The 18,551-nt window shown below is 66.2% G+C and carries 18 protein-coding genes; 11 read left to right on the forward strand and 7 right to left on the reverse strand.

Annotation, left to right across the window (positions count from 1 at the left end):
- Positions 1-747: tetratricopeptide repeat protein (locus ACTJJX_RS00005; protein ID WP_049353700.1), on the forward strand; the 747-nt coding region annotated here is incomplete at its 5' end.
- Positions 748-809: 62 nt separating this feature from the next.
- Here ACTJJX_RS00005 and ACTJJX_RS00010 read toward each other — a convergent pair.
- Positions 810-1,766: a LysR family transcriptional regulator gene (locus ACTJJX_RS00010; RefSeq protein ID WP_003121218.1), complete on the reverse strand. Its 957-nt coding sequence runs from the start codon at positions 1,764-1,766 to the stop codon at positions 810-812.
- A 64-nt stretch (positions 1,767-1,830) separates the two neighbouring features.
- Between ACTJJX_RS00010 and ACTJJX_RS00015 the strand changes: the two genes are divergently transcribed.
- Genes ACTJJX_RS00015 through ACTJJX_RS00025 form a run of 3 tightly spaced genes read left to right on the forward strand, consistent with a single transcriptional unit; the run spans position 1,831 to position 4,399 of the window.
- Positions 1,831-3,081, forward strand: a complete 1,251-nt coding sequence (locus tag ACTJJX_RS00015; protein WP_016852215.1) for a D-amino acid dehydrogenase — start codon at positions 1,831-1,833, stop codon at positions 3,079-3,081.
- A 25-nt stretch (positions 3,082-3,106) separates the two neighbouring features.
- Positions 3,107-3,457 (forward strand): RidA family protein, encoded by a 351-nt coding sequence (locus ACTJJX_RS00020; RefSeq protein WP_003095925.1) that lies wholly within the window; start codon positions 3,107-3,109, stop codon positions 3,455-3,457.
- A gap of 42 nt (positions 3,458-3,499) precedes the next feature.
- Positions 3,500-4,399 (forward strand): transporter substrate-binding domain-containing protein, encoded by a 900-nt coding sequence (locus ACTJJX_RS00025; protein WP_003103446.1) that lies wholly within the window; start codon positions 3,500-3,502, stop codon positions 4,397-4,399.
- Positions 4,400-4,403: 4 nt separating this feature from the next.
- Here ACTJJX_RS00025 and ACTJJX_RS00030 read toward each other — a convergent pair whose 3' ends face one another.
- Complete coding sequence (locus ACTJJX_RS00030; RefSeq protein ID WP_003095920.1) at positions 4,404-4,880, reverse strand: NUDIX domain-containing protein; 477 nt, start codon at positions 4,878-4,880, stop codon at positions 4,404-4,406.
- Positions 4,881-5,061: 181 nt separating this feature from the next.
- On the opposite strand from ACTJJX_RS00030, the gene pip reads away from it, so the two are divergent.
- The 7 genes from pip (at position 5,062) to ACTJJX_RS00065 (ending at position 13,872) form a co-directional block, all read left to right on the forward strand.
- Positions 5,062-6,033 carry a prolyl aminopeptidase gene (gene pip / locus ACTJJX_RS00035; protein WP_003095918.1) on the forward strand — a complete coding sequence of 324 codons (972 nt, stop codon included), beginning with the start codon at positions 5,062-5,064 and terminating at the stop codon, positions 6,031-6,033.
- Positions 6,030-6,467 carry a D-aminoacyl-tRNA deacylase gene (gene dtd / locus ACTJJX_RS00040; RefSeq protein WP_003095916.1) on the forward strand — a complete coding sequence of 146 codons (438 nt, stop codon included), beginning with the start codon at positions 6,030-6,032 and terminating at the stop codon, positions 6,465-6,467. The genes pip and dtd overlap by 4 nt, the downstream gene beginning before the upstream one ends.
- A gap of 456 nt (positions 6,468-6,923) precedes the next feature.
- Positions 6,924-8,501 carry a glucan biosynthesis protein G gene (locus ACTJJX_RS00045; protein ID WP_003095915.1) on the forward strand — a complete coding sequence of 526 codons (1,578 nt, stop codon included), beginning with the start codon at positions 6,924-6,926 and terminating at the stop codon, positions 8,499-8,501.
- Positions 8,494-11,079: a glucans biosynthesis glucosyltransferase MdoH gene (gene mdoH / locus ACTJJX_RS00050; RefSeq protein WP_016852214.1), complete on the forward strand. Its 2,586-nt coding sequence runs from the start codon at positions 8,494-8,496 to the stop codon at positions 11,077-11,079. The genes ACTJJX_RS00045 and mdoH overlap by 8 nt, the downstream gene beginning before the upstream one ends.
- A 237-nt stretch (positions 11,080-11,316) precedes the next feature.
- On the forward strand, positions 11,317-12,117 hold the full coding sequence (locus ACTJJX_RS00055) for a transporter substrate-binding domain-containing protein (protein ID WP_003095910.1): 801 nt from the start codon (positions 11,317-11,319) through the stop codon (positions 12,115-12,117).
- Between the two features lie 65 nt (positions 12,118-12,182).
- Positions 12,183-13,145: an amino acid ABC transporter permease gene (locus tag ACTJJX_RS00060; protein WP_003103450.1), complete on the forward strand. Its 963-nt coding sequence runs from the start codon at positions 12,183-12,185 to the stop codon at positions 13,143-13,145.
- The gene (locus tag ACTJJX_RS00065; RefSeq protein WP_003095906.1) at positions 13,138-13,872 is read left to right on the forward strand and encodes an amino acid ABC transporter ATP-binding protein; all 735 of its coding nucleotides are present in this window, start codon (positions 13,138-13,140) and stop codon (positions 13,870-13,872) included. Before ACTJJX_RS00060 ends, ACTJJX_RS00065 begins: the two co-directional genes overlap by 8 nt.
- A 7-nt stretch (positions 13,873-13,879) precedes the next feature.
- Here ACTJJX_RS00065 and ACTJJX_RS00070 read toward each other — a convergent pair whose 3' ends face one another.
- The 5 genes from ACTJJX_RS00070 to tatB all read right to left on the reverse strand — a co-directional run bounded on the left by ACTJJX_RS00070 (position 13,880) and on the right by tatB (position 18,538).
- On the reverse strand, positions 13,880-14,341 hold the full coding sequence (locus tag ACTJJX_RS00070) for a UPF0158 family protein (RefSeq protein WP_003095904.1): 462 nt from the start codon (positions 14,339-14,341) through the stop codon (positions 13,880-13,882).
- Positions 14,342-14,450: 109 nt separating this feature from the next.
- Positions 14,451-16,394, reverse strand: a complete 1,944-nt coding sequence (locus ACTJJX_RS00075) for a methyl-accepting chemotaxis protein (RefSeq protein ID WP_003103452.1) — start codon at positions 16,392-16,394, stop codon at positions 14,451-14,453.
- 211 nt (positions 16,395-16,605) lie between these two features.
- Positions 16,606-17,313: a 16S rRNA (uracil(1498)-N(3))-methyltransferase gene (locus ACTJJX_RS00080; RefSeq protein ID WP_003103454.1), complete on the reverse strand. Its 708-nt coding sequence runs from the start codon at positions 17,311-17,313 to the stop codon at positions 16,606-16,608.
- Complete coding sequence (gene tatC, locus ACTJJX_RS00085) at positions 17,310-18,113, reverse strand: twin-arginine translocase subunit TatC (RefSeq protein ID WP_003095896.1); 804 nt, start codon at positions 18,111-18,113, stop codon at positions 17,310-17,312. The genes ACTJJX_RS00080 and tatC overlap by 4 nt, the downstream gene beginning before the upstream one ends.
- Positions 18,110-18,538, reverse strand: a complete 429-nt coding sequence (gene tatB, locus ACTJJX_RS00090) for a Sec-independent protein translocase protein TatB (protein WP_003103456.1) — start codon at positions 18,536-18,538, stop codon at positions 18,110-18,112. The genes tatC and tatB overlap by 4 nt, the downstream gene beginning before the upstream one ends.
- Between the last annotated feature and the right edge of the window lie 13 nt (positions 18,539-18,551).

Genomic DNA, 18,551 nt, shown 5'->3' on the forward strand with positions numbered 1-18,551 from the left:
TGGTACCGCGAAGCAGCCGCCTTGGCCAAGCCCGATACTCTGCGGCCCTGGGGCCGTATCGTCGAGCTTTACAGCAAGGCAGTGGAGCGTGGCCACTGGAAGGCCATGCATAACTTGGCGAACCTCTATCGTACCGGTTGGCCGGGAGGTGTGGAGAAGGACACTCAGAAAGCTCTAGACCTTTACCAGAAAATGATCGATCTGAAGATTCCTCAAGGTTTCTATAATATGGGGGCAATGATCGGTAATCGTGCCGGGGTCAAGAATCCTGCAACTGACGGACTTACTTTTCTTGATAAGGCTGCTAGCCTAGGAAATCCGCCGGCGCTAACCGAACTAGGTAAGCTTTATATATATGTGGCCAAAAAAAAGGATTTGGGGTTGGCGTATACTCACTGTGCTGCTAGCCAGGGCTATGCGCCGGCTAATTATGAGTTGGGAGCGTATTACAAGATAGTGGAGCACAATTTCCCAAAGGCACTGGTTTATTATCAGGCGTCAGTCTCTCAGGGGGGCAAGAGCGCGGCTTTTTTCCTATCACGAGTCTTCGGAAGTGAGACTCCTCCTGCAAGTGCAATGTGGTACGCCCCCGACGAAAAGTTGCAAGAAGCGTATTATTCAATCTACAAAAAGCTTGAGGCCGACCCTGACTTACGTTTCCCCCATCTGATAGAAGACCATCCTCTGCCTCCTCACCCCACCCAGGGCTACGACGCGGACCACCCAGACTGGAAGCCGGAGCGGTAAGTACGCGAGGCGTGGGCCAGAACGACGTCCAAGGTTTCCAGCGGCAGGCCAGGCGGCAAATGCTACATCTGCACGGCCCGCAAACGCTCCTCGGCCTGGCGGGCGAGCATCCGCAGCAGCGGAGCGAGGGTGTGCGGCGGGGTTTCGTCGGCGCGGGTGATGGCGTAGAGGGTGACCGGGAAGGCCGGGCTTAATGGGCGGATCGCGGTGCTGTGCGGGTCGGCGCCGAGGGCGGTGAAGGGATCGACCAGCGCCAGGCCCGCCCCAGCCTCCACCAGGGCGCGGGCGAGGGCGTAGGTCTGCACGGCGATCTTCACCTGCGGCGGTGGCTCCACGGCGCTGAGGTAATCCTCCAGGCGGGCGAACAGCGGGTCGGCGGTGGACAGCCCGATCAGCGCTTCGCCGGCCAGCCCGGCCAGGCTCAGCGGCTGCCGGCGTTCCGCTTCGGGCCAGTGTTCGCGCGGCGCCAGGGCCACCAATACGCCGCTGGCGATGGCTTCGCCGCGCAGGCCGGGGTGTTCCGGCTGCTTCAGGCTCAGGGCCAGGTCCAGTTCGCGCATCAGCAGGCCCTGCACCAGCTCGCGCGAATGCAAGGTGGCCAGTTCGCAGCCGCTCTGCGGATAGCGCGCGCTCCATTCGCCGATCGCCCGCGGCAGCAGCGACAGCGCCAGGGCCGGGGTGGCGCCGATGCGCAGGCTGTGGCCCGGCTGGCGCCGCAGGTTCTGCGCCAGGCGCCGCACCGCCTGCAGGCTATCGCTGAGCTTGGCCACTTCGCGCTCCAGTTCCAGCGCTTCCGGAGTCGCCAGCAGCTTGCCGCGCACTCGCAAGAACAGCGGGAAGCCCAGTTGCTGCTCGGCGTGCTGCAGGACCTTGCTCACCGCCGGTTGGGACACATGCAGCAACTGTGCGGCGCCGCTGACCGAGCCAGCCTGGCGGATCGCCTGGAACACTTCGATATGGCGGAGCTTCATCGGCGCGATCCCATAACCTGGATTTATACCCTGGCCATCTTTATTCATTGTCCTACCGCTGTCATCCGCGCCTATCGTCGAAGCCCTGGAAAACACCTGGATAACGATTGTCATGGCTCAGCGGGTTTGCATCATCGGCGCCGGCGTGGTCGGCCTGGCCACGGCCTACGCCCTGGTTCGCGAAGGATTCGACGTGACCCTGGTGGAAGCGCGCGAGCGGGGCGGGCTGGAAACCAGCTACGCCAATGGCGGGCAGTTGTCCTATCGCTACGTGGCGCCATTGGCCGACAGCGGCGTGCCGGCCCAGGCGCTCGGCTGGCTGCTGCGCAACGATGCGCCGTTGCGCCTGCGGCCGCGTCTTGATCCGGCGCAGTGGCGCTGGCTGCTGGGCTTCCTCGCGGCCTGCCGCGGCTCGCTGAACCGCCGCAATGCCGCGCACCTGCTGCGCCTGGCATTGCTCAGCCAGCGCACCCTGCAGGACTGGCGCGAGGAGGATGGCCTCGATGGCTTCGACTGGCGGCGCAACGGCAAGCTGGTGGCGTTTCGCCAACCGGCCAGCTTTGCGCGGGCCCGCCAGGGCCTGGCCGATCCCTCGGCGCAATTCGTCCTGTCCACCGCCGAGTGCCGCGAGTTGGAGCCGGCCCTGTCCGACGCGCCCTTCGTCGGCGGCATCCACACGCCGGACGAGGAGGTCGCCGACTGCCATGCCTTCTGCGTGCAACTTGCCGAGCGCTTGCAGGCTTCCGGACATTGCCGGCAACTGCATGGCCGCAGGGTGACGAAGATCGTCGAGGGCGGCGCGGCGGTGCGTGGCGTCGAGGTCGGCGGCGATCTCATCGAGGCCGATCATGTGGTGCTGGCCGCCGGCTACCGCAGCGCTGAATTGATGCTGCCGGGCCTGCGCCTGCCGCTATACCCGCTCAAGGGCTATAGCCTGACCCTGCCGGTCGGCGCGCAGCACCGCGCGCCGGATACCAGCATCACCGATTACGACCGCAAGATCGTCTACGCGCGAATCGGCGAGCGGCTGCGGATCGCCGCGATGGTCGACATCGTCGGCTTCGACCCCGGCCTCGAGCCCGCGCGCCTGGCACTGCTGCGCCAGCAGGCGCGAGACACGTTCCCGCAGGGCGGCGATTTCGACGCCGCCGTCGAATGGGCCGGCATGCGCCCGGCCACGCCCACCGGGGTACCGCTGGTGGGCAACGGCGGCTACCGCAACCTCTGGCTCAACCTCGGCCACGGCGCGCTCGGCTTCACCCTGGCCTGCGGCAGCGGGCGCCTGCTGGCCGAGCAGATCGGCCGCCGCCCGCCGAGCATCGATACCTCTGGCCTGCTTCCGCGCGGCGCGCTGGCTGGCTGAATTCCCCTCGACCTGGAGCACTCCCATGGAACCGACCCGTATCGCCACCAACGACCGCCTGTCCGCCGCGGTCTGCTTCGACGCCCTGGTATTTCTTTCCGGCCAGGTGCCGGGCCAGGCCGAGGATATCCATGGCCAGACCCGCGAGGTGCTGGCGAAGATCGACGCGCTGCTGGCCGAGGCCGGGTCGCGCAAGGAGCGTATCCTCAGCGCGACCATCTACCTGAAGGACATCGCCCGCGATTTCGCCGCCCTGAACGAGGTCTGGACCCAGTGGTTGCCGACCGGCCAGGCGCCCAGCCGGACCACCGTCCAGGCGGAGCTGGCGCGTCCGTCGGTGCTGGTGGAGATCACCGTGGTGGCGGCCAGGGGCTGACTTACTTTCCATAGCCATAAGAAAAAAGAGGCAGAACCTCCGATGAAAATCCTTGTATCCAGCACTCTCGCACTCTCCCTGTCGCTCGCCATCGGCGCCGCGCAGGCCGAGGAACTCAGCGGCACCCTGAAGAAGGTTGCCGACAACGGCACGATAACCCTGGGTTATCGCGATGCCTCGGTGCCTTTCTCCTACCTTGGCGATAACAGCGGCCAGCCCATGGGCTATTCGGTGGAACTGGCCGACAAGGTGGTGGAGCGGCTCAAAAGCACCCTCGGCAAGCCGGAACTCAAGGTGAAGTACAACCTGGTCACTTCGCAGACCCGTATCCCTCTGGTGCAGAATGGCACCGTCGACCTGGAGTGCGGCTCCACCGGGGTCACCGCCGAGCGGCAGAAACAGGTGGCGTTCTCCTACGGCTTCATCTACGTCAAGGGCCAGTTGCTGACCCGCAAGGACAGCGGCATCGCCCACTTCGACGACCTCAAGGGCAAGAACGTGGTGACCACCGCCGGCACCACCAACGAGCGCTACCTGAAGAACTACAACGCCGAACACAAGCTGGGGATGAACGTGGTCAGCGCCAAGGACCACGGCGAAGCCTTCCAGATGCTGCAATCGGGTCGCGCGGTGGCCTTCTACATGGACGATGCGCTGCTCTACGGCGAACGCGCCAAGGCGCGCCAGCCGCACGACTGGGTGGTGGTCGGCGAGCCGCAATCGCGGGAGATCTACAGCTGCATGGTGCGCAAGGACGACCCGCAGTTCCTTGCCCTGGTCAACGAGACCCTGGCCGGGCTGTATCGCTCGGGCGAGATACAGGGCATCTACCAGCGCTGGTTCCAGCAGCCGATCCCGCCCAAGGGGTTGAACCTGGAGTTTCCCATGACCGCGGAGCTGAAGGCGATCCTCGAGAACCCCACCAGCGATCCGGTGCAGTGAGCGTCTAGCGCTGCAGGCCGAGGTGGCGGATCGACGGCGTCGGCGCGTCCAGGCGCGACCAGACGTCGTCGGCCAGTTCGGCCGGATAGAACGACGGCAGGCCAGGCAGTTCGTCGCGGGCGATCCAGCCGACCTCGCGGATATCGAACTCGTCGCCGCCCAGGCCCTTCAGGTTGGCCAGGGTCGGCTCGCCACGCCAGGCGTCGATGCGGTAGAACAGCTCCATGTGGAAGCGCCCGGCGGCGGGTTCGGCGAATTCGCGCACGTAGACCAGCGGGCCGACGTCCACCCGCAGGCCGGTCTCCTCGAAAAACTCGCGCCGGACGGTATCCTTCGTCGATTCGTCGCATTCCGACTCGAAGCCGCCGCCGGGCGGAATCCAGTAGATGTCGCCGCCGACCTCGTGGCGGACCAGCAGGATGCGTTGCTCCACCACCAGCAGGCCGGCGGCGCGGATACGGTGTCGCAAGGCCTCGGCCATGCTCGTTCTCCCGGCGCCAGGCGCCGTTGCTTGGATTGATGGTTTCCCCTCTACCGGGGCGGACATGAAAGCCGCTCGGTTTTTTTCCCGGCGCCGAAGTATCATGCGCGGCAGAGCAAAGGACGGGCCCCGCTGTCGACGTTTGCGCCGGGGGCCGAACACATCGCCTCGGGAGCGCATCATGCTAGTTCTGTATCCGGAAATTAAACCCTACGCTCGCCACGAGCTGGCCGTCGACGAACCGCATGTGCTGTATGCCGACGAAAGCGGTTCGCCGGACGGACTGCCGGTCGTCTTCGTCCACGGCGGCCCCGGCTCCGGTTGCGATGCCCTGTCGCGCCGCTTCTTCGATCCCAACCTCTACCGTATCGTCACCTTCGACCAGCGCGGTTGCGGCCGTTCCACGCCCCACGCCAGCCTGGAGAAGAACAGCACCTGGGAGCTGGTGGCGGACATGGAGCGCCTGCGCGAGCACCTGGGTATCGAGAAGTGGGTGCTGTTCGGCGGTTCCTGGGGCTCGACCCTGTCGCTGGCCTACGCGCAGACCCATCCCGAGCGGGTCCATGCGCTGATCCTGCGCGGCATCTTCCTCTGCCGTCCGCAGGACATCCACTGGTTCTACCAGGAAGGCGCCAGCCGCCTGTTCCCCGACTATTGGGAAGACTATGTCGCGCCGATCCCGCCGGAAGAGCGCGGCGACCTGCTGGCGGCCTTCCACAAGCGCCTGACCGGTAGCGACCAGATCGCCCAGATGCACGCTGCCAAGGCCTGGTCGACCTGGGAGGGCCGCACCGCCACGCTGCGCCCCAACCCCATGGTGGTGGACCGCTTCACCGAGCCGGGCAGGGCGCTGTCGATCTCGCGCATCGAGAACCACTTCTTCGTCAACCAGGGCTTCCTCAGGCCCAACCAGTTGCTCGAGGACATGCACCGCATCGCCCATCTGCCTGGCGTGATCGTGCATGGCCGCTACGACGCCATCTGTCCGCTGGACAATGCCTGGGCCCTGCACCAGGCCTGGCCGAACAGCGAACTGCAGATCATCCGCGACGCCGGGCATACCGCCAGCGAGCCGGGGATAGTCGATGCGCTGGTGCGCGCCACCAACGAGATCGGCCGGCGACTGCTCGACCTGCCGCCGGAGGCCGAATGAAGGCATTGCTGCAGCGCGTCGGCGCGGCTCGGGTGGAGGTTGGCGGCGAAATCGTCGGCTCCATCGATCGCGGCCTGCTGGTGCTGGTCGGGGTCGAGCCCGAGGATGGCGAGCGTTGCGCGGCGAAGATGCTGCACAAGCTGCTCAACTACAGGGTGTTCGGCGACGACGAGGGCAAGATGAACCGGTCCTTGCTGGACGTGCAGGGCGGCTTGCTGCTGGTCTCGCAATTCACCCTGGCGGCGAACACCCGCAGCGGACTGCGTCCGAGCTTCTCCAGCGCGGCGCCGCCGGCGCAAGGAGAGACGGTGTTCGAGCACCTGGTGAAACTGGCGCGGGAGGCCTATCCGCAGGTGGCGACCGGGCGTTTCGGCGCCGACATGCAGGTGCACCTGGTCAACGACGGGCCGGTGACCTTCCTGCTGGAGAGTTGATCGGCGTCGAGGGGATTGTCCCCAAGGTGCTTCAGGGAGGGATGGCGGGGCCGGAACGGTGAATTTTTGTGACAGATACATGGCCTTTTGTCACAACCTCGGTGCATCATCCGCACGCCGATTTCATGCTGTACAGGACAGGCCGGCCGGCATCCCGATGCCGGGCGGGGCGTCCTGCAACCCAATGGACGGGAATCATTCCGCCCGGGCAGGGTCGGAACCTCTGGGGTCGCTAGCCGACGAGCGGCATGCCCCCTGGTTTTCCAGGCCCGGTGCACGTAACGCGAATGACTGGAAACAGGCATTCTTTTTGTCAGATCGCGCCAAATCTGGCTATCTATCGGGTTTGGCAGCGAATGTGGCGAAACCATGTTCGACCGGCACTCCGGTGCCGTCGGAGACCCCTGAACGGTCAGGGCGTCTTCAGTAATTCATGTTCACGGACGAGGGGGCCTCGTGATTTTCCGTTCCGTTTCAAACACCGATTTCCGCGCCCGCGTGCGCACCCTGCTGCTTGCCGGCTCGACCGCGCTGGCATTCGTCGCCGCCCCGGTATGGGCGTTCAGCATCGACGACGTGGCGAGCAAGGCCAAGGACCTGGCCGGCGACAAGTATTCCGCGCCGACCAGCAACCTGCCATCGGAATTCAGCGAAATGAAATTCGCCGATTACCAGCAGATCCGTTTTATCAACGAGCGCGCCTACTGGGGCAAGCTGAAGACGCCGTTCAAGCTGAGCTTCTATCACCAGGGCATGCACTTCGACACGCCGGTGAAGATCAACGAGGTGACCGCTACCACGGTCAAGCCGATCAAGTACGATCGCACCAAATTCGATTTCGGATCCCTGAAGTTCGACGAGAATGCCACCAAGGATCTCGGCTATGCCGGTTTCCGCGTGCTCTATCCGATCAACAAGGCCGACAAGCAGGACGAGATCGCCACCTTCCTTGGCGCGAGCTACTTCCGCGTGGTCGGCAAGGGCCAGGTCTACGGTCTGTCGGCGCGCGGCCTGGCGATCGATACCGCGCTGCCTTCGGGCGAAGAGTTCCCGCGCTTCCGCGAATTCTGGATCGAGCGGCCGAAGGCGCAGGACAAGCAACTGGTGATCTACGCCCTGCTCGACTCGCCGCGGGCCACCGGCGCCTACCGCTTCGTGCTGCGTCCGGGCAAGGATGCGGTGATGGATGTCCAGGCCCGCGTGTTCCTCCGCGACAAGGTCAGCAAACTGGGCCTGGCGCCGCTGACCAGCATGTACCTGTTCGGCTCCAACCAGCCGTCCGAGCAGCACAACTTCCGGCCCGAGCTGCATGACTCCAGCGGTCTGCAGATCCATGCCGGCAACGGCGAGTGGCTGTGGCGTCCGCTGAACAATCCGAAGCACCTGTCGGTGAGCACCTTCAGCGTGGAGAACCCGAAAGGCTTCGGCCTGCTCCAGCGCGGCCGCGAGTTCTCCCGCTACGAAGACCTGGACGACCGCTACGACCTGCGTCCGAGCGCCTGGATCGAGCCGAAGGGCGACTGGGGCAAGGGCACCGTGGAACTGGTGGAAATCCCGACCCCGGACGAAACCAACGACAATATCGTCGCGTTCTGGAACCCCGAGACCCAGCCTGAGGTCGGAAAGCCGCTGGACTTCGCCTACCGCCTGCACTGGACCATGGATGAAGACGAGCTGCACGACCCGAAATCCTCCTGGGTCAAGCAGACCATGCGCTCGGTCGGCGACGTGAAGCAGAAGAACCTGATCCGCCAGCAGGACGGCAGCACCGCCCTGGTCGTCGACTTCGAAGGGCCGGCCCTGAAGGACCTGGCGCCGGACGCGCCGGTGACCACCCAGGTCAGCACCGACAGCAACGCCGAGGTGGTGGAGAACAGCCTGCGTTACAACCCGGTCCTGAAAGGCTGGCGCCTGACGCTGCGGATCAAGGTCAAGGATCCGAAGAAGCCGGTGGAAATGCGCGCGGCGCTGGTCGACGAGGCGCAGAAGCCACTGAGCGAAACCTGGAGCTATCAGCTGCCTGCCGATGAATAACCCATCCACTACGAAAGCACCGCTGGCCGACTACCTCGCTCATCTTCCCCTGGCGGAAGAGGAGCGGGAGCGACTTGGCGAGTCCGCTTCCTTCTCCGAGCTGCACGCTCGCCTGGCGGGAGCGGAAGGCGCCGCTGCCGATGCCGGGGGCGATCCCGCCCTGGCCTCGGTACGCGCCCGCCTGCAGCTGGGCACCCCTGAGCTGGACGACGCCGAGATGTTCGGCGTCGACGCCCGGGGTCGCACTTTCCTCAAGATTTCCCCGCCGATCCGCCGTACCAAGGTGATTCCCGAGCCCTGGCGCACCAACATCCTGGTGCGCGGCTGGCGTCGGCTGACCGGACGCAGCAACCCGCCCAAGCCCAAGCGTGCCCTGCCGCGGGCCCGCTGGCAGCGGGTCGGCTCGCTGCGCCGGTTCATCCTGCTGTTGTTGATGCTGGCGCAGACCTCGGTCGCCACCTACTACATGAAAGGCATCCTGCCCTACCAGGGCTGGGCCTTCGTCGACCTGGAGGAGCTGGCCCAGCAGAGCCTGCTGGATACCGTCCAGCAGGTGCTGCCCTATGTCATCCAGTTCGGCATCCTGGCGCTCTTCGCGATCCTCTTCTGCTGGGTCTCGGCCGGCTTCTGGACCGCGCTGATGGGCTTCTGGGAGCTGCTCACCGGGCGTGACCGCTACCGGATCTCCGGCAGCAGCGCCGGCAGCGAGCCGATCGCCGCCGACGCCCGCACGGCGATCGTCATGCCGATCTGCAACGAAGACGTGCCGCGGGTATTCGCCGGCCTGCGGGCGACCGTCGAGTCGATGGCCGCCACCGGCGAGATGGAGCGCTTCGACTTCTTCGTCCTCAGCGACACCAACGACCCGGATATCGCCGTCGCCGAGCAGCAGGCCTGGCTCGAGCTGTGCCGCGAGACCAAGGGCTTCGGCAAGATCTTCTACCGTCGCCGCCGGCGTCGGGTGAAGCGCAAGAGCGGCAACATCGACGACTTCTGCCGGCGCTGGGGCGGCGACTACCGCTACATGGTGGTGATGGACGCCGACAGCGTGATGAGCGGCGACTGCCTGGCCAAGCTGGTACGCCTGATGGAGGCCAATCCTGAGGCGGGGATCATCCAGACCGCGCCGAAGGCGTCCGGCATGGACACCCTGTATGCGCGCATGCAGCAGTTCGCCACCCGCGTCTACGGCCCGCTGTTCACCGCCGGCCTGCACTTCTGGCAACTCGGCGAGTCGCACTACTGGGGCCACAACGCGATCATCCGCATGCAGCCCTTCATCGACCACTGCGCCCTGGCGCCGTTGCCGGGCAAGGGCTCGTTCGCCGGCGCGATCCTGTCCCACGACTTCGTCGAGGCTGCGTTGATGCGCCGTGCCGGCTGGGGCGTGTGGATCGCCTACGACCTCGACGGCAGCTACGAAGAACTGCCGCCGAACCTGCTCGACGAACTCAAGCGCGACCGCCGCTGGTGCCACGGCAACCTGATGAACTTCCGCCTGTTCCTGGTCAAGGGCATGCACCCGGTGCACCGCGCGGTGTTCCTCACCGGGGTCATGTCCTACCTGTCGGCGCCGTTGTGGTTCTTCTTCCTGGTGCTTTCCACCGCGCTGCTGGCGGTGCACCAACTGATGGAGCCGCAGTACTTCCTGGAACCGCGGCAGCTGTTCCCGATCTGGCCGCAGTGGCATCCGGAGAAGGCCATCGCGTTGTTCTCCACCACCCTGACCCTGTTGTTCCTGCCCAAGCTGCTCAGCGTAATGCTGATCTGGGCCAAGGGCGCCAAGGGTTTCGGCGGGGTGATCCGGGTGACCCTGAGCATGCTCCTGGAGATGTTCTTCTCGGTGCTGCTGGCGCCGGTGCGCATGCTCTTCCACACCCGCTTCGTGCTGGCCGCCTTCCTCGGCTGGTCGGTGCAGTGGAACTCGCCGCAGCGCGACGACGACGCCACGCCCTGGAGCGAGGCGATCCGCCGGCACGGCATGCAGACCCTGCTGGGTATCGCCTGGACCCTGCTGGTGGCCTGGCTCAACCCGCGCTTCCTGTGGTGGCTGTCGCCGATCGTCGGTTCGCTGATCCTGTCGATCCCGGTATCGGTGATCTCCAGCCGGGTGAAGCTGGGCCTGCGCGCCCGCGACGAAAAGCTGTTCCTGATCCCGGAGGAGTACGACACGCCGCGCGAGCTGCGCGCCACCGACGAGTACACCTACGAGAACCGCTGGCATGCGCTCAAGGATGGCTTCCTCAAGGCCGCCGTCGATCCGTTGCTCAACGCCCTGGCCTGCGCCATGGGCACGGCTCGCCACAACCGTGCGCAAGCCATCGAGACGGTGCGCGGCGAGCGTATCGGCAAGGCCATCGATAAGGGCCCGGAACAGCTCGACGGCACCACGCGCCTGGCTCTGTTGAGTGACCCGGTAGCACTTTCGCGCCTGCATACGCGGGTCTGGGAAGAGGACCGCGACGACTGGCTCGGCCGCTGGCGCAAGGCCGAGGCGGACGACCCCCACGCCGCCAGCGTACCGCTGGCCCAGGTAGTGCCCGGCGACGCCGGCCTGCTGCCCGCCGCCCAGTCCTGATCCCATGCCCCCGGCGGAGCGCCGCCGGGGGCATGGTCTGTTTCTTGCCTGTTTTCCCCGTGCGGCGCTGCTGTTACCCTGCGCCGGCAATCCAGAAAGTCTCGTATCGTTCGCCAGCTGAGGTACTATCGGCCGCCTTTTGCGCAGCCGGTCATGGCCTGCTGCCCGCCCGGGACGGCGACACGACGAGAGCATCCGTTCGACGACTGTGTTTCTAAGACTGCTGGGGATTGGGGAATGAAAAAGTATCTTGCTTCATTGGTTCTGGGCGTCTGCGCCCTGGTGGGCGTGGCTTCGGTCCAGGCGGCCGGCGCGGTGGAGGACGCGGTCAAGCGCGGCACCCTGCGGGTCGGCATGGACCCGACCTACATGCCGTTCGAGATGACCAACAAGCGTGGCCAGATCATCGGCTTCGAAGTCGACCTGCTCAAGGCCATGGCCAAGTCCATGGGCGTCAAGCTGGAGCTGGTCTCCACCAGCTACGACGGCATCATCCCGGCGCTGCTGACCGACAAGTTCGACATGATCGGCTCGGGCATGACCCTGACCCAGGAGCGCAACCTGCGCCTGAACTTCTCCGAGCCCTTCATCGTGGTCGGCCAGACCCTGCTGGTGCGCAAGGAACTGGAAGGCAAGATCAAGTCCTACAAGGACCTGAACGATCCGCAGTACAGCATCACCTCGAAGATCGGCACCACCGGTGAGATCGTTGCCCGCAAGCTGATCAGCAAGGCCAAGTACCACGGCTTCGACAACGAGCCGGAAGCGGTGATGGACGTGGTCAACGGCAAGGCCGACGCCTTCATCTACGACTCGCCCTACAACGTGGTGGCGGTGAGCAAGTTCGGCGCCGGCAAGCTGGTCTACCTCGACCAGCCGTTCACCTACGAGCCGCTGGCGTTCGGCCTGAAGAAAGGCGACTACGACAGCATCAATTTCATCAACAACTTCCTCCATCAGATCCGCGAAGACGGCACCTATCAGCGCATCCACGACAAGTGGTTCAAGAACACCGAGTGGCTGAAGGAAATGGAATGAACCGCTGACGGCCCCCGCGAAGGGGGCCGTCGTACCTGCGCATTCCATCGTTCGAGAGAGTTTCCGTGACCAAGAAGAAACGTTCCGTCTGGCCCTGGCACCTGCTGACCGGGCTGATCCTGCTGGTCCTGGCCTGGGCGCTGTGGTTCTCCACCTCGCTGATTTCCTATGAATGGCGCTGGAACCGCGTTCCGCAGTACTTCGCCTACCAGGCCGAGGAGCCTTTACGGGCCAACGAGATCGGCCGGGTCGAGGCTATCGAGGAACAGGGCAGGGACGCGCGCGTCACGCTGCTTGGCGAGAGCGGCGAGAAGCAGGTCGTGACCGTCGCCCAGGACAGCCTGCAATTCTCCGAAGGCGACGACGTGGCCGAGGGCGACGCGGTCGGGGTGACCCGCCACTGGGCCGCCGGCCCACTGCTCTGGGGCCTGTGGACCACCCTCTGGCTATCGCTGGTGTCCGGTGCCATCGGTCTGGCTATCGGCCTGGTCGCCGGCCTCTGCCGGCTGTCGAAGAACCCGACCCTGCACGACCTGTCGACGATCTACGTCGAGCTGGTGCGCGGCACGCCGTTGCTGGTGCAGATCTTCATCTTCTACTTCTTCATCGGCACCGTGCTCAACCTGTCCCGCGAGTTCGCCGGGGTTGCGGCGCTGGCGCTGTTCACCGGCGCCTACGTGGCCGAGATCATCCGGGCCGGCGTGCAGTCCATCGCCCGCGGACAGAACGAGGCCGCCCGCTCCCTGGGCCTGAACGCCGGCCAGTCGATGCGCTACGTGATCCTGCCGCAGGCCTTCAAGCGCGTGCTGCCGCCGCTGGCCGGGCAGTTCATCAGCCTGGTCAAGGACACCTCGCTGGTCTCGGTGATCGCCATCACCGAACTGACCAAGAGCGGCCGCGAGGCGATCACCACCTCGTTCTCCACCTTCGAGATCTGGTTCTGCGTCGCCGCGTTGTACCTGCTGTTGAACCTGCCCCTTTCGCACATGGCATCCCGACTGGAGCGGAGGCTCGGACAAAGTGATTGAAGTACGCAACCTGCTGAAGGTCTTCGATACCCGCGGCCAGGTAGTGCGCGCGGTGGACGACGTGAGTACCCGCGTGGCCAGAGGCGAGGTACTGGTGGTGATCGGTCCGTCCGGTTCCGGCAAGTCGACCTTCCTGCGCTGCCTGAACGGCCTGGAGGAGTTCGACGAAGGCTCGGTGAGCATCGACGGCGTCGACCTGGCCGACCCGAGGACCGACATCAATGCCTACCGCCGCGAAGTCGGCATGGTGTTCCAGCATTTCAACCTGTTCCCGCACATGACCGTGCTCGAGAACCTCTGCCTGGCCCAGCGCGTGGTGCGCAAGCGCGGCAAGGCCGAGCGCGAGGCCAAGGCGCGGGCGCTGCTGGCCAAGGTCGGTATCGGGCAGAAGGCCGACGAATATCCCTCGCGCCTGTCCGGCGGCCAGCAGCAGCGCGTGGCGATCGCTCGGGCGTTGTGCATGGACCCCAAGGTGATGCTGTTCGACGAACCGACCTCGGCGCTCGATCCGGAGATGGTCGGCGAAGTCCTCGACGTCATGAAGACCCTGGCCGTGGAAGGCATGACCATGGTCTGCGTGACCCACGAGATGGGCTTTGCCCGCGAAGTGGCCGACCGCGTGCTGTTCTTCGACCACGGCAAGCTGCTGGAGGACGCGCCGCCGGCGCAGTTCTTCGACAATCCGCAGGACCCGCGGGCCCAGGCCTTCCTCCGCCAGGTCCTCTAGTACCGCGCTAGGCGAACGGCTTGCCCGGCGGCGGCAGGAGCGACGTCGGACTCTGCCGCGCGGCCGGCTGGATATCGTTGTCCTCCAGCCAGTCCAGCGCCCATTCGCGCAGGCGCTCGTTCTGGTAGCGGTACCAGTCCTGCAACAGTTCCGGGTACTCCATCAGAGAGTGCTTGAAGGCCTTGAACGGCTTGCGGCTCTGCAGCGCGTTGGCGAGCGTCGCATAGGCGTGCGGCTCTTCCACCTCGCGGAGGAAATCCTGCATCAGTCCCAGCGACTGGGTGGTGCTCAGCGGGTCGATCAGCAGCAGGCGTTCCGGCTCGTTTTCCAGCAATGCGTCCAGTTCGGGATCGGGCGCCTCGGCGGAGATCAGCAGCACCTTGCCGCTGTACAGGTCGAGGTAGTGGTCGATTCCCGGGGTATCCAGGGCGAAGGCCAGTTCGTCGATATCGATGGTCATCGGGCGCATGGCGTCATCTCCCAAAAGGCGAAAGCCTGATCCTACGCAAAGGTGCCCCTCCTGTCCGCTTTCGATGGACGGGAGGGGCTGCCGATGCAAGGAGGATCCTCTCGGGATGTTACAGGCGGAAGCGTCCCACCTGTGCCTGCAACTGCGTGCCCAGGCGCGCCAGCTCGCCGCTGGAGGCGGCGGTCTGCTCGCTGGCGGCGGCCGACTGCTCGGCGACGTCGCGTACGCTGAGGACGCTGCGGTTGATCTCCTCGGCCACCGTGCTCTGTTGCTCCGCGGCAGTGGCGATCTGCAGGTTCATGTTCTGGATGTCGGAGACGGTGCGGGTGATGCTGTCCAGCGCGGCGCCGGCGCGGCGCGCCAGTTCCACCGTGCTGGCGGTCAGCGAGCGGCTGTTCTCCAGGCGTTCGGCGGCTTCGCCGGCGCCCTGCTGGAGACGCTGGATCAGGCCCTCGATCTCGGCGGTGGACTGCTGGGTGCGCTGGGCCAGGCCGCGGACCTCGTCGGCGACCACCGCGAAGCCGCGTCCGGCGTCGCCGGCGCGTGCCGCTTCGATGGCTGCGTTGAGCGCCAGCAGGTTGGTTTGCTCGGCCACCGACTTGATCACGTCGAGGACGCTGCCGATCTGCTCGCTCTCGTTCTTCAGGCGCGCCATGGCTTCGCTGGAAACGTCCATTTCGCTAGCCAGGCGCTCGATGCGGGTCACCGCCTGGTCGACCACCGCGTCGCCCTGGCGCGCCTCTTCGTCGGCCTGGCGAGCGGCCTGGGAAGCCAGTTCGGCGTTGCGCGCGACGTCCTGCACGGTGGCGGCCATCTCGTGCATGGCGGTGGCGACCTGGTCGGTCTCCACTTTCTGGCTGTTGACCCCGGCGCGGGTCTGCTCGGTGACCGCCGAGAGTTCCTCGGCGGAGCTGGCCAACTGGCTGACGCCGTCGCCGATCCGCCCGACCAGCTCGCGCAGGCTGTCGCCCATGCGCTGCATGACTCGCTGCAACTGGCCCAGTTCGTCGCGGCGCTGGAGGGTCAGGGGATTCTGCGGACGCTTGCCGAGGTCGCCGGCGGCGATGGCCTCGGCCTGCGCGAGGGCTTCGTCCAGCGGCCGGACGATCTGCCGGTTGATCGCCCAGCCGGCGACGCAGCCGAAGGCCAGGGCCAGCGCGGCGATCAGCCAGAGGCTGGCGCGGTCGCGGCTGGCGGTGCTCTCGCGCAATTGGCGACCGGCTTCGGTGAGGGTCCGGCCGGCCCGGGCCATATCCTGGGTGCTGCTTTGCATCGCTTGCTGCGCCTGGCGCGTGCGGATGACGCCGGCACGGAACTGCTCGATCCCGCCACGATAGCCCTGGAGGCTGCCCATGGCCTGTTCCAGCGCCGCATCGGCCTCGCCGGGCAACTGGCCACGCAGCGTCGTGGCGGCCTGGCGGAGGGCGTCGAACGCGGCGAACGCGGCCTGCTCGGCCTTGTCGCTGCGTTCGAAGACGTAGCCGCGCACCTGGTAACGCACCATGAGCAACTGTTGGTGCAGGTCGGCCACCGCACGGCTACGTTGCAACGCCTGCGGGTCGCCGGCCTGCTGCGCGAGGCTGGCGTCCATCAGTTCCTCGAGGCGGGCGAAGCTGTCCAGCGCCTGCTGTGCAGTGCCCACCAGCACACCACGGGCGGCGCTGCGTTGCTGATCGGCTGCGGCGAGGTCGTCGAAAGCCTTGCGGTAGGCTTCGATGGCTTCGGCCTGGTGGGCCAGGGCGGCCGGGTCGAGCTCGCTGTCGCGCAGCGCCTGCAGGCGCTGGAGCATCCCGGCCAGGGTCTGGCGGACCTGCTCGGCCTGGCGCGGGTCGCTGCCGGCTTCGAATGCCAGGCGGCCTTGTTCGGCTTGCTGGGTCTGTTCCATCAGGCTGGCGACTTCGGCGAGCTGCTCGCTGAGGGCGGTCTGGTGCGTGAGGGTGCGGTTGCTGCTGATCACCACCAGCAGAAGCAGCGCGAGGAGGACACCGAAACCGACCATCAGCTTGCGGCTGACGCTCAGCTTGGCCAGTTGGAGAACCCACCAATCGTACATCGTCATTACTCCAGGCAGTGCGACACCCTGGGTTGGCAGCCCCATGGCGTGGCGGAACAGGTAATGGCTCAGCGTCGTCGCGTCCGGCGTGCGGGCGCGGAGGGCCGGTACGTGGCCGGCGGGCGAGGTCTTATGGTTGTCGTGCGGAGCCCTGCGCGACAGAGGATGTCGGCCGGGCGGGGAAAACCTTCAGTCTTTTACCGGAGTTTTTTCAGAACAACCGCGCAAGCAGGGCGCTGACCGCGGTTTCCACGCGCAGGATGCGTTCGCCGAGCTGCACCGGATGCAGTCCGGCTTCGCGCAGCTTGTCGACCTCGTAGGGAATCCAGCCGCCTTCCGGGCCGATCGCCAGGGTCACCGGCTTCTCCACCGCGCGCGGACAGGCCGGCCAGGGACCGGGATGGCCGACCAGGCCGAGGCTGCCGGCGGCCAGGGCCGGCAGGCGGTCTTCGACGAAGGGTTTGAAGCGCTTCTCGACGATGATTTCCGGCAGCACCGTATCGCGGGCCTGCTCCAGGCCGAGGACCAGGTTCTCGCGGATCGCCGCCGGGTCGAGGAACGGGGTCTGCCAGAAGCTCTTTTCCACGCGGTAGCTGTTCAGCAGCACCAGCTTCGGTACGCCCATCGCGGCGATGGTCTGCAACACCCGGCGGAGCATCTTCGGTCGCGGCAAGGCCAGCAGCAGGGTGATCGGCAGCTTGGCCGGCGGCGGCTGGTCGAAGTGCACTTCCAGGGTCGCCTCGCTGGCGTCGAGCTTCAGCAGGCGACCTTCGCCCATCCAGCCGCCGAGGCGGCCGACCCGCAGGGTGTCGCCGTTCTCGGCGCGGTGCACTTCGTGCAGGTGCTTGAGGCGGCGATCGTGCAGGACCGCACGATCCGCCGACACGAAGTCGGCGTCGTCGAGGAGCAGCAGGTTCACTGGCGGGTGGCCGGAGGCTGGTCGCCGTCGCTGGCCGGTTGGTCGTCCGGATGCTCGCCGCGCTTGCGTACCAGGCGGCCGAACAGCAGGCCGATCTCGAACAGCAGCCACATCGGCACCGCGAGCATGGTCTGGGAGAAGATGTCCGGCGGGGTCAGGACCATGCCGACCACGAAACAGCCGATGATCACGTACGGGCGGATCTTCTTCAGGTACTCGACGTCGACCACTCCGATCCAGATCAGCAGCACCGTGGCCACCGGGATCTCGAAGGCGACGCCGAAGGCGAAGAACAGAGTCAGGACGAAGTCCAGGTAGCTGTTGATGTCCGTCATCATCGCCACGCCCTCGGGCGTCACGCTGGCGAAGAAGTGGAAGATCATCGGGAACACCAGGAAGTAGGCGAAGGCCATCCCGGCGTAGAACAGGATGATGCTGGACACCAGCAGCGGCAGCGCCACGCGCTTCTCGTGCTTGTACAGGCCGGGCGCGATGAAGCCCCAGACCTGCGCGAGGATCACCGGCATGGCGAGGAACAGCGCCACCACCATGGTCAGCTTGAACGGCGCGAGGAACGGCGAGGCGACGTCGGTGGCGATCATGCTGGTGCCTTCCGGAAGGAAGCGGCGCAACGGCTCGGAGACCAGGGTGTAGATCTTCTGCGAGAAGTAGAACAGGCCGGCGAAGATCAGGAAGATCGCCGCCACGCTGCGCAGCAGGCGCGTACGCAGTTCGGTCAGGTGCGAGACCAGGGGCATTTCCTGGTCGTGCTCGGGCTGCTCGGGTTTATCGGCGCTCATGGATTACGCGGCGTCTCGGACGGTGGCGAAGGGGGAGTGGAGGCAGCGACTGCCGGCGGTGCCGCGGCGTCCGCGGGCGGAACCGCAGGCGTGCTGGTCGGCGGCGGCGTGGGTACGCTCGGCGGCGCCGGGCTCTCGACCGTCGGCGGCTGGGGTTCCTGCGAGGGATTCTGGCCGGTCAGCGGGGCCAGCAGCTTCTGCGCTTCGCGCTCCATCGAGAGGATGTGCTCGTTGTGCAGTTGCCGGCGGATCTCGTCCGCGCCGATTTCCCGTTCCACTTCCTGCTTGATGGTATTGAAACTGCGCTTCAGGCGGCCGATCCACAGGCCGGCGGTACGTGCGGCGCCCGGCAGGCGCTCGGGGCCGAGCACCAGCAGGGCGACCAACCCGACCAGCAACAGTTCGCTGAAGCTGATTCCGAACATCGATGGCTACCCG

Source organism: Pseudomonas sp. 22490, assembly GCF_052044465.1.
GTDB lineage: Bacteria > Pseudomonadota > Gammaproteobacteria > Pseudomonadales > Pseudomonadaceae > Pseudomonas > Pseudomonas aeruginosa.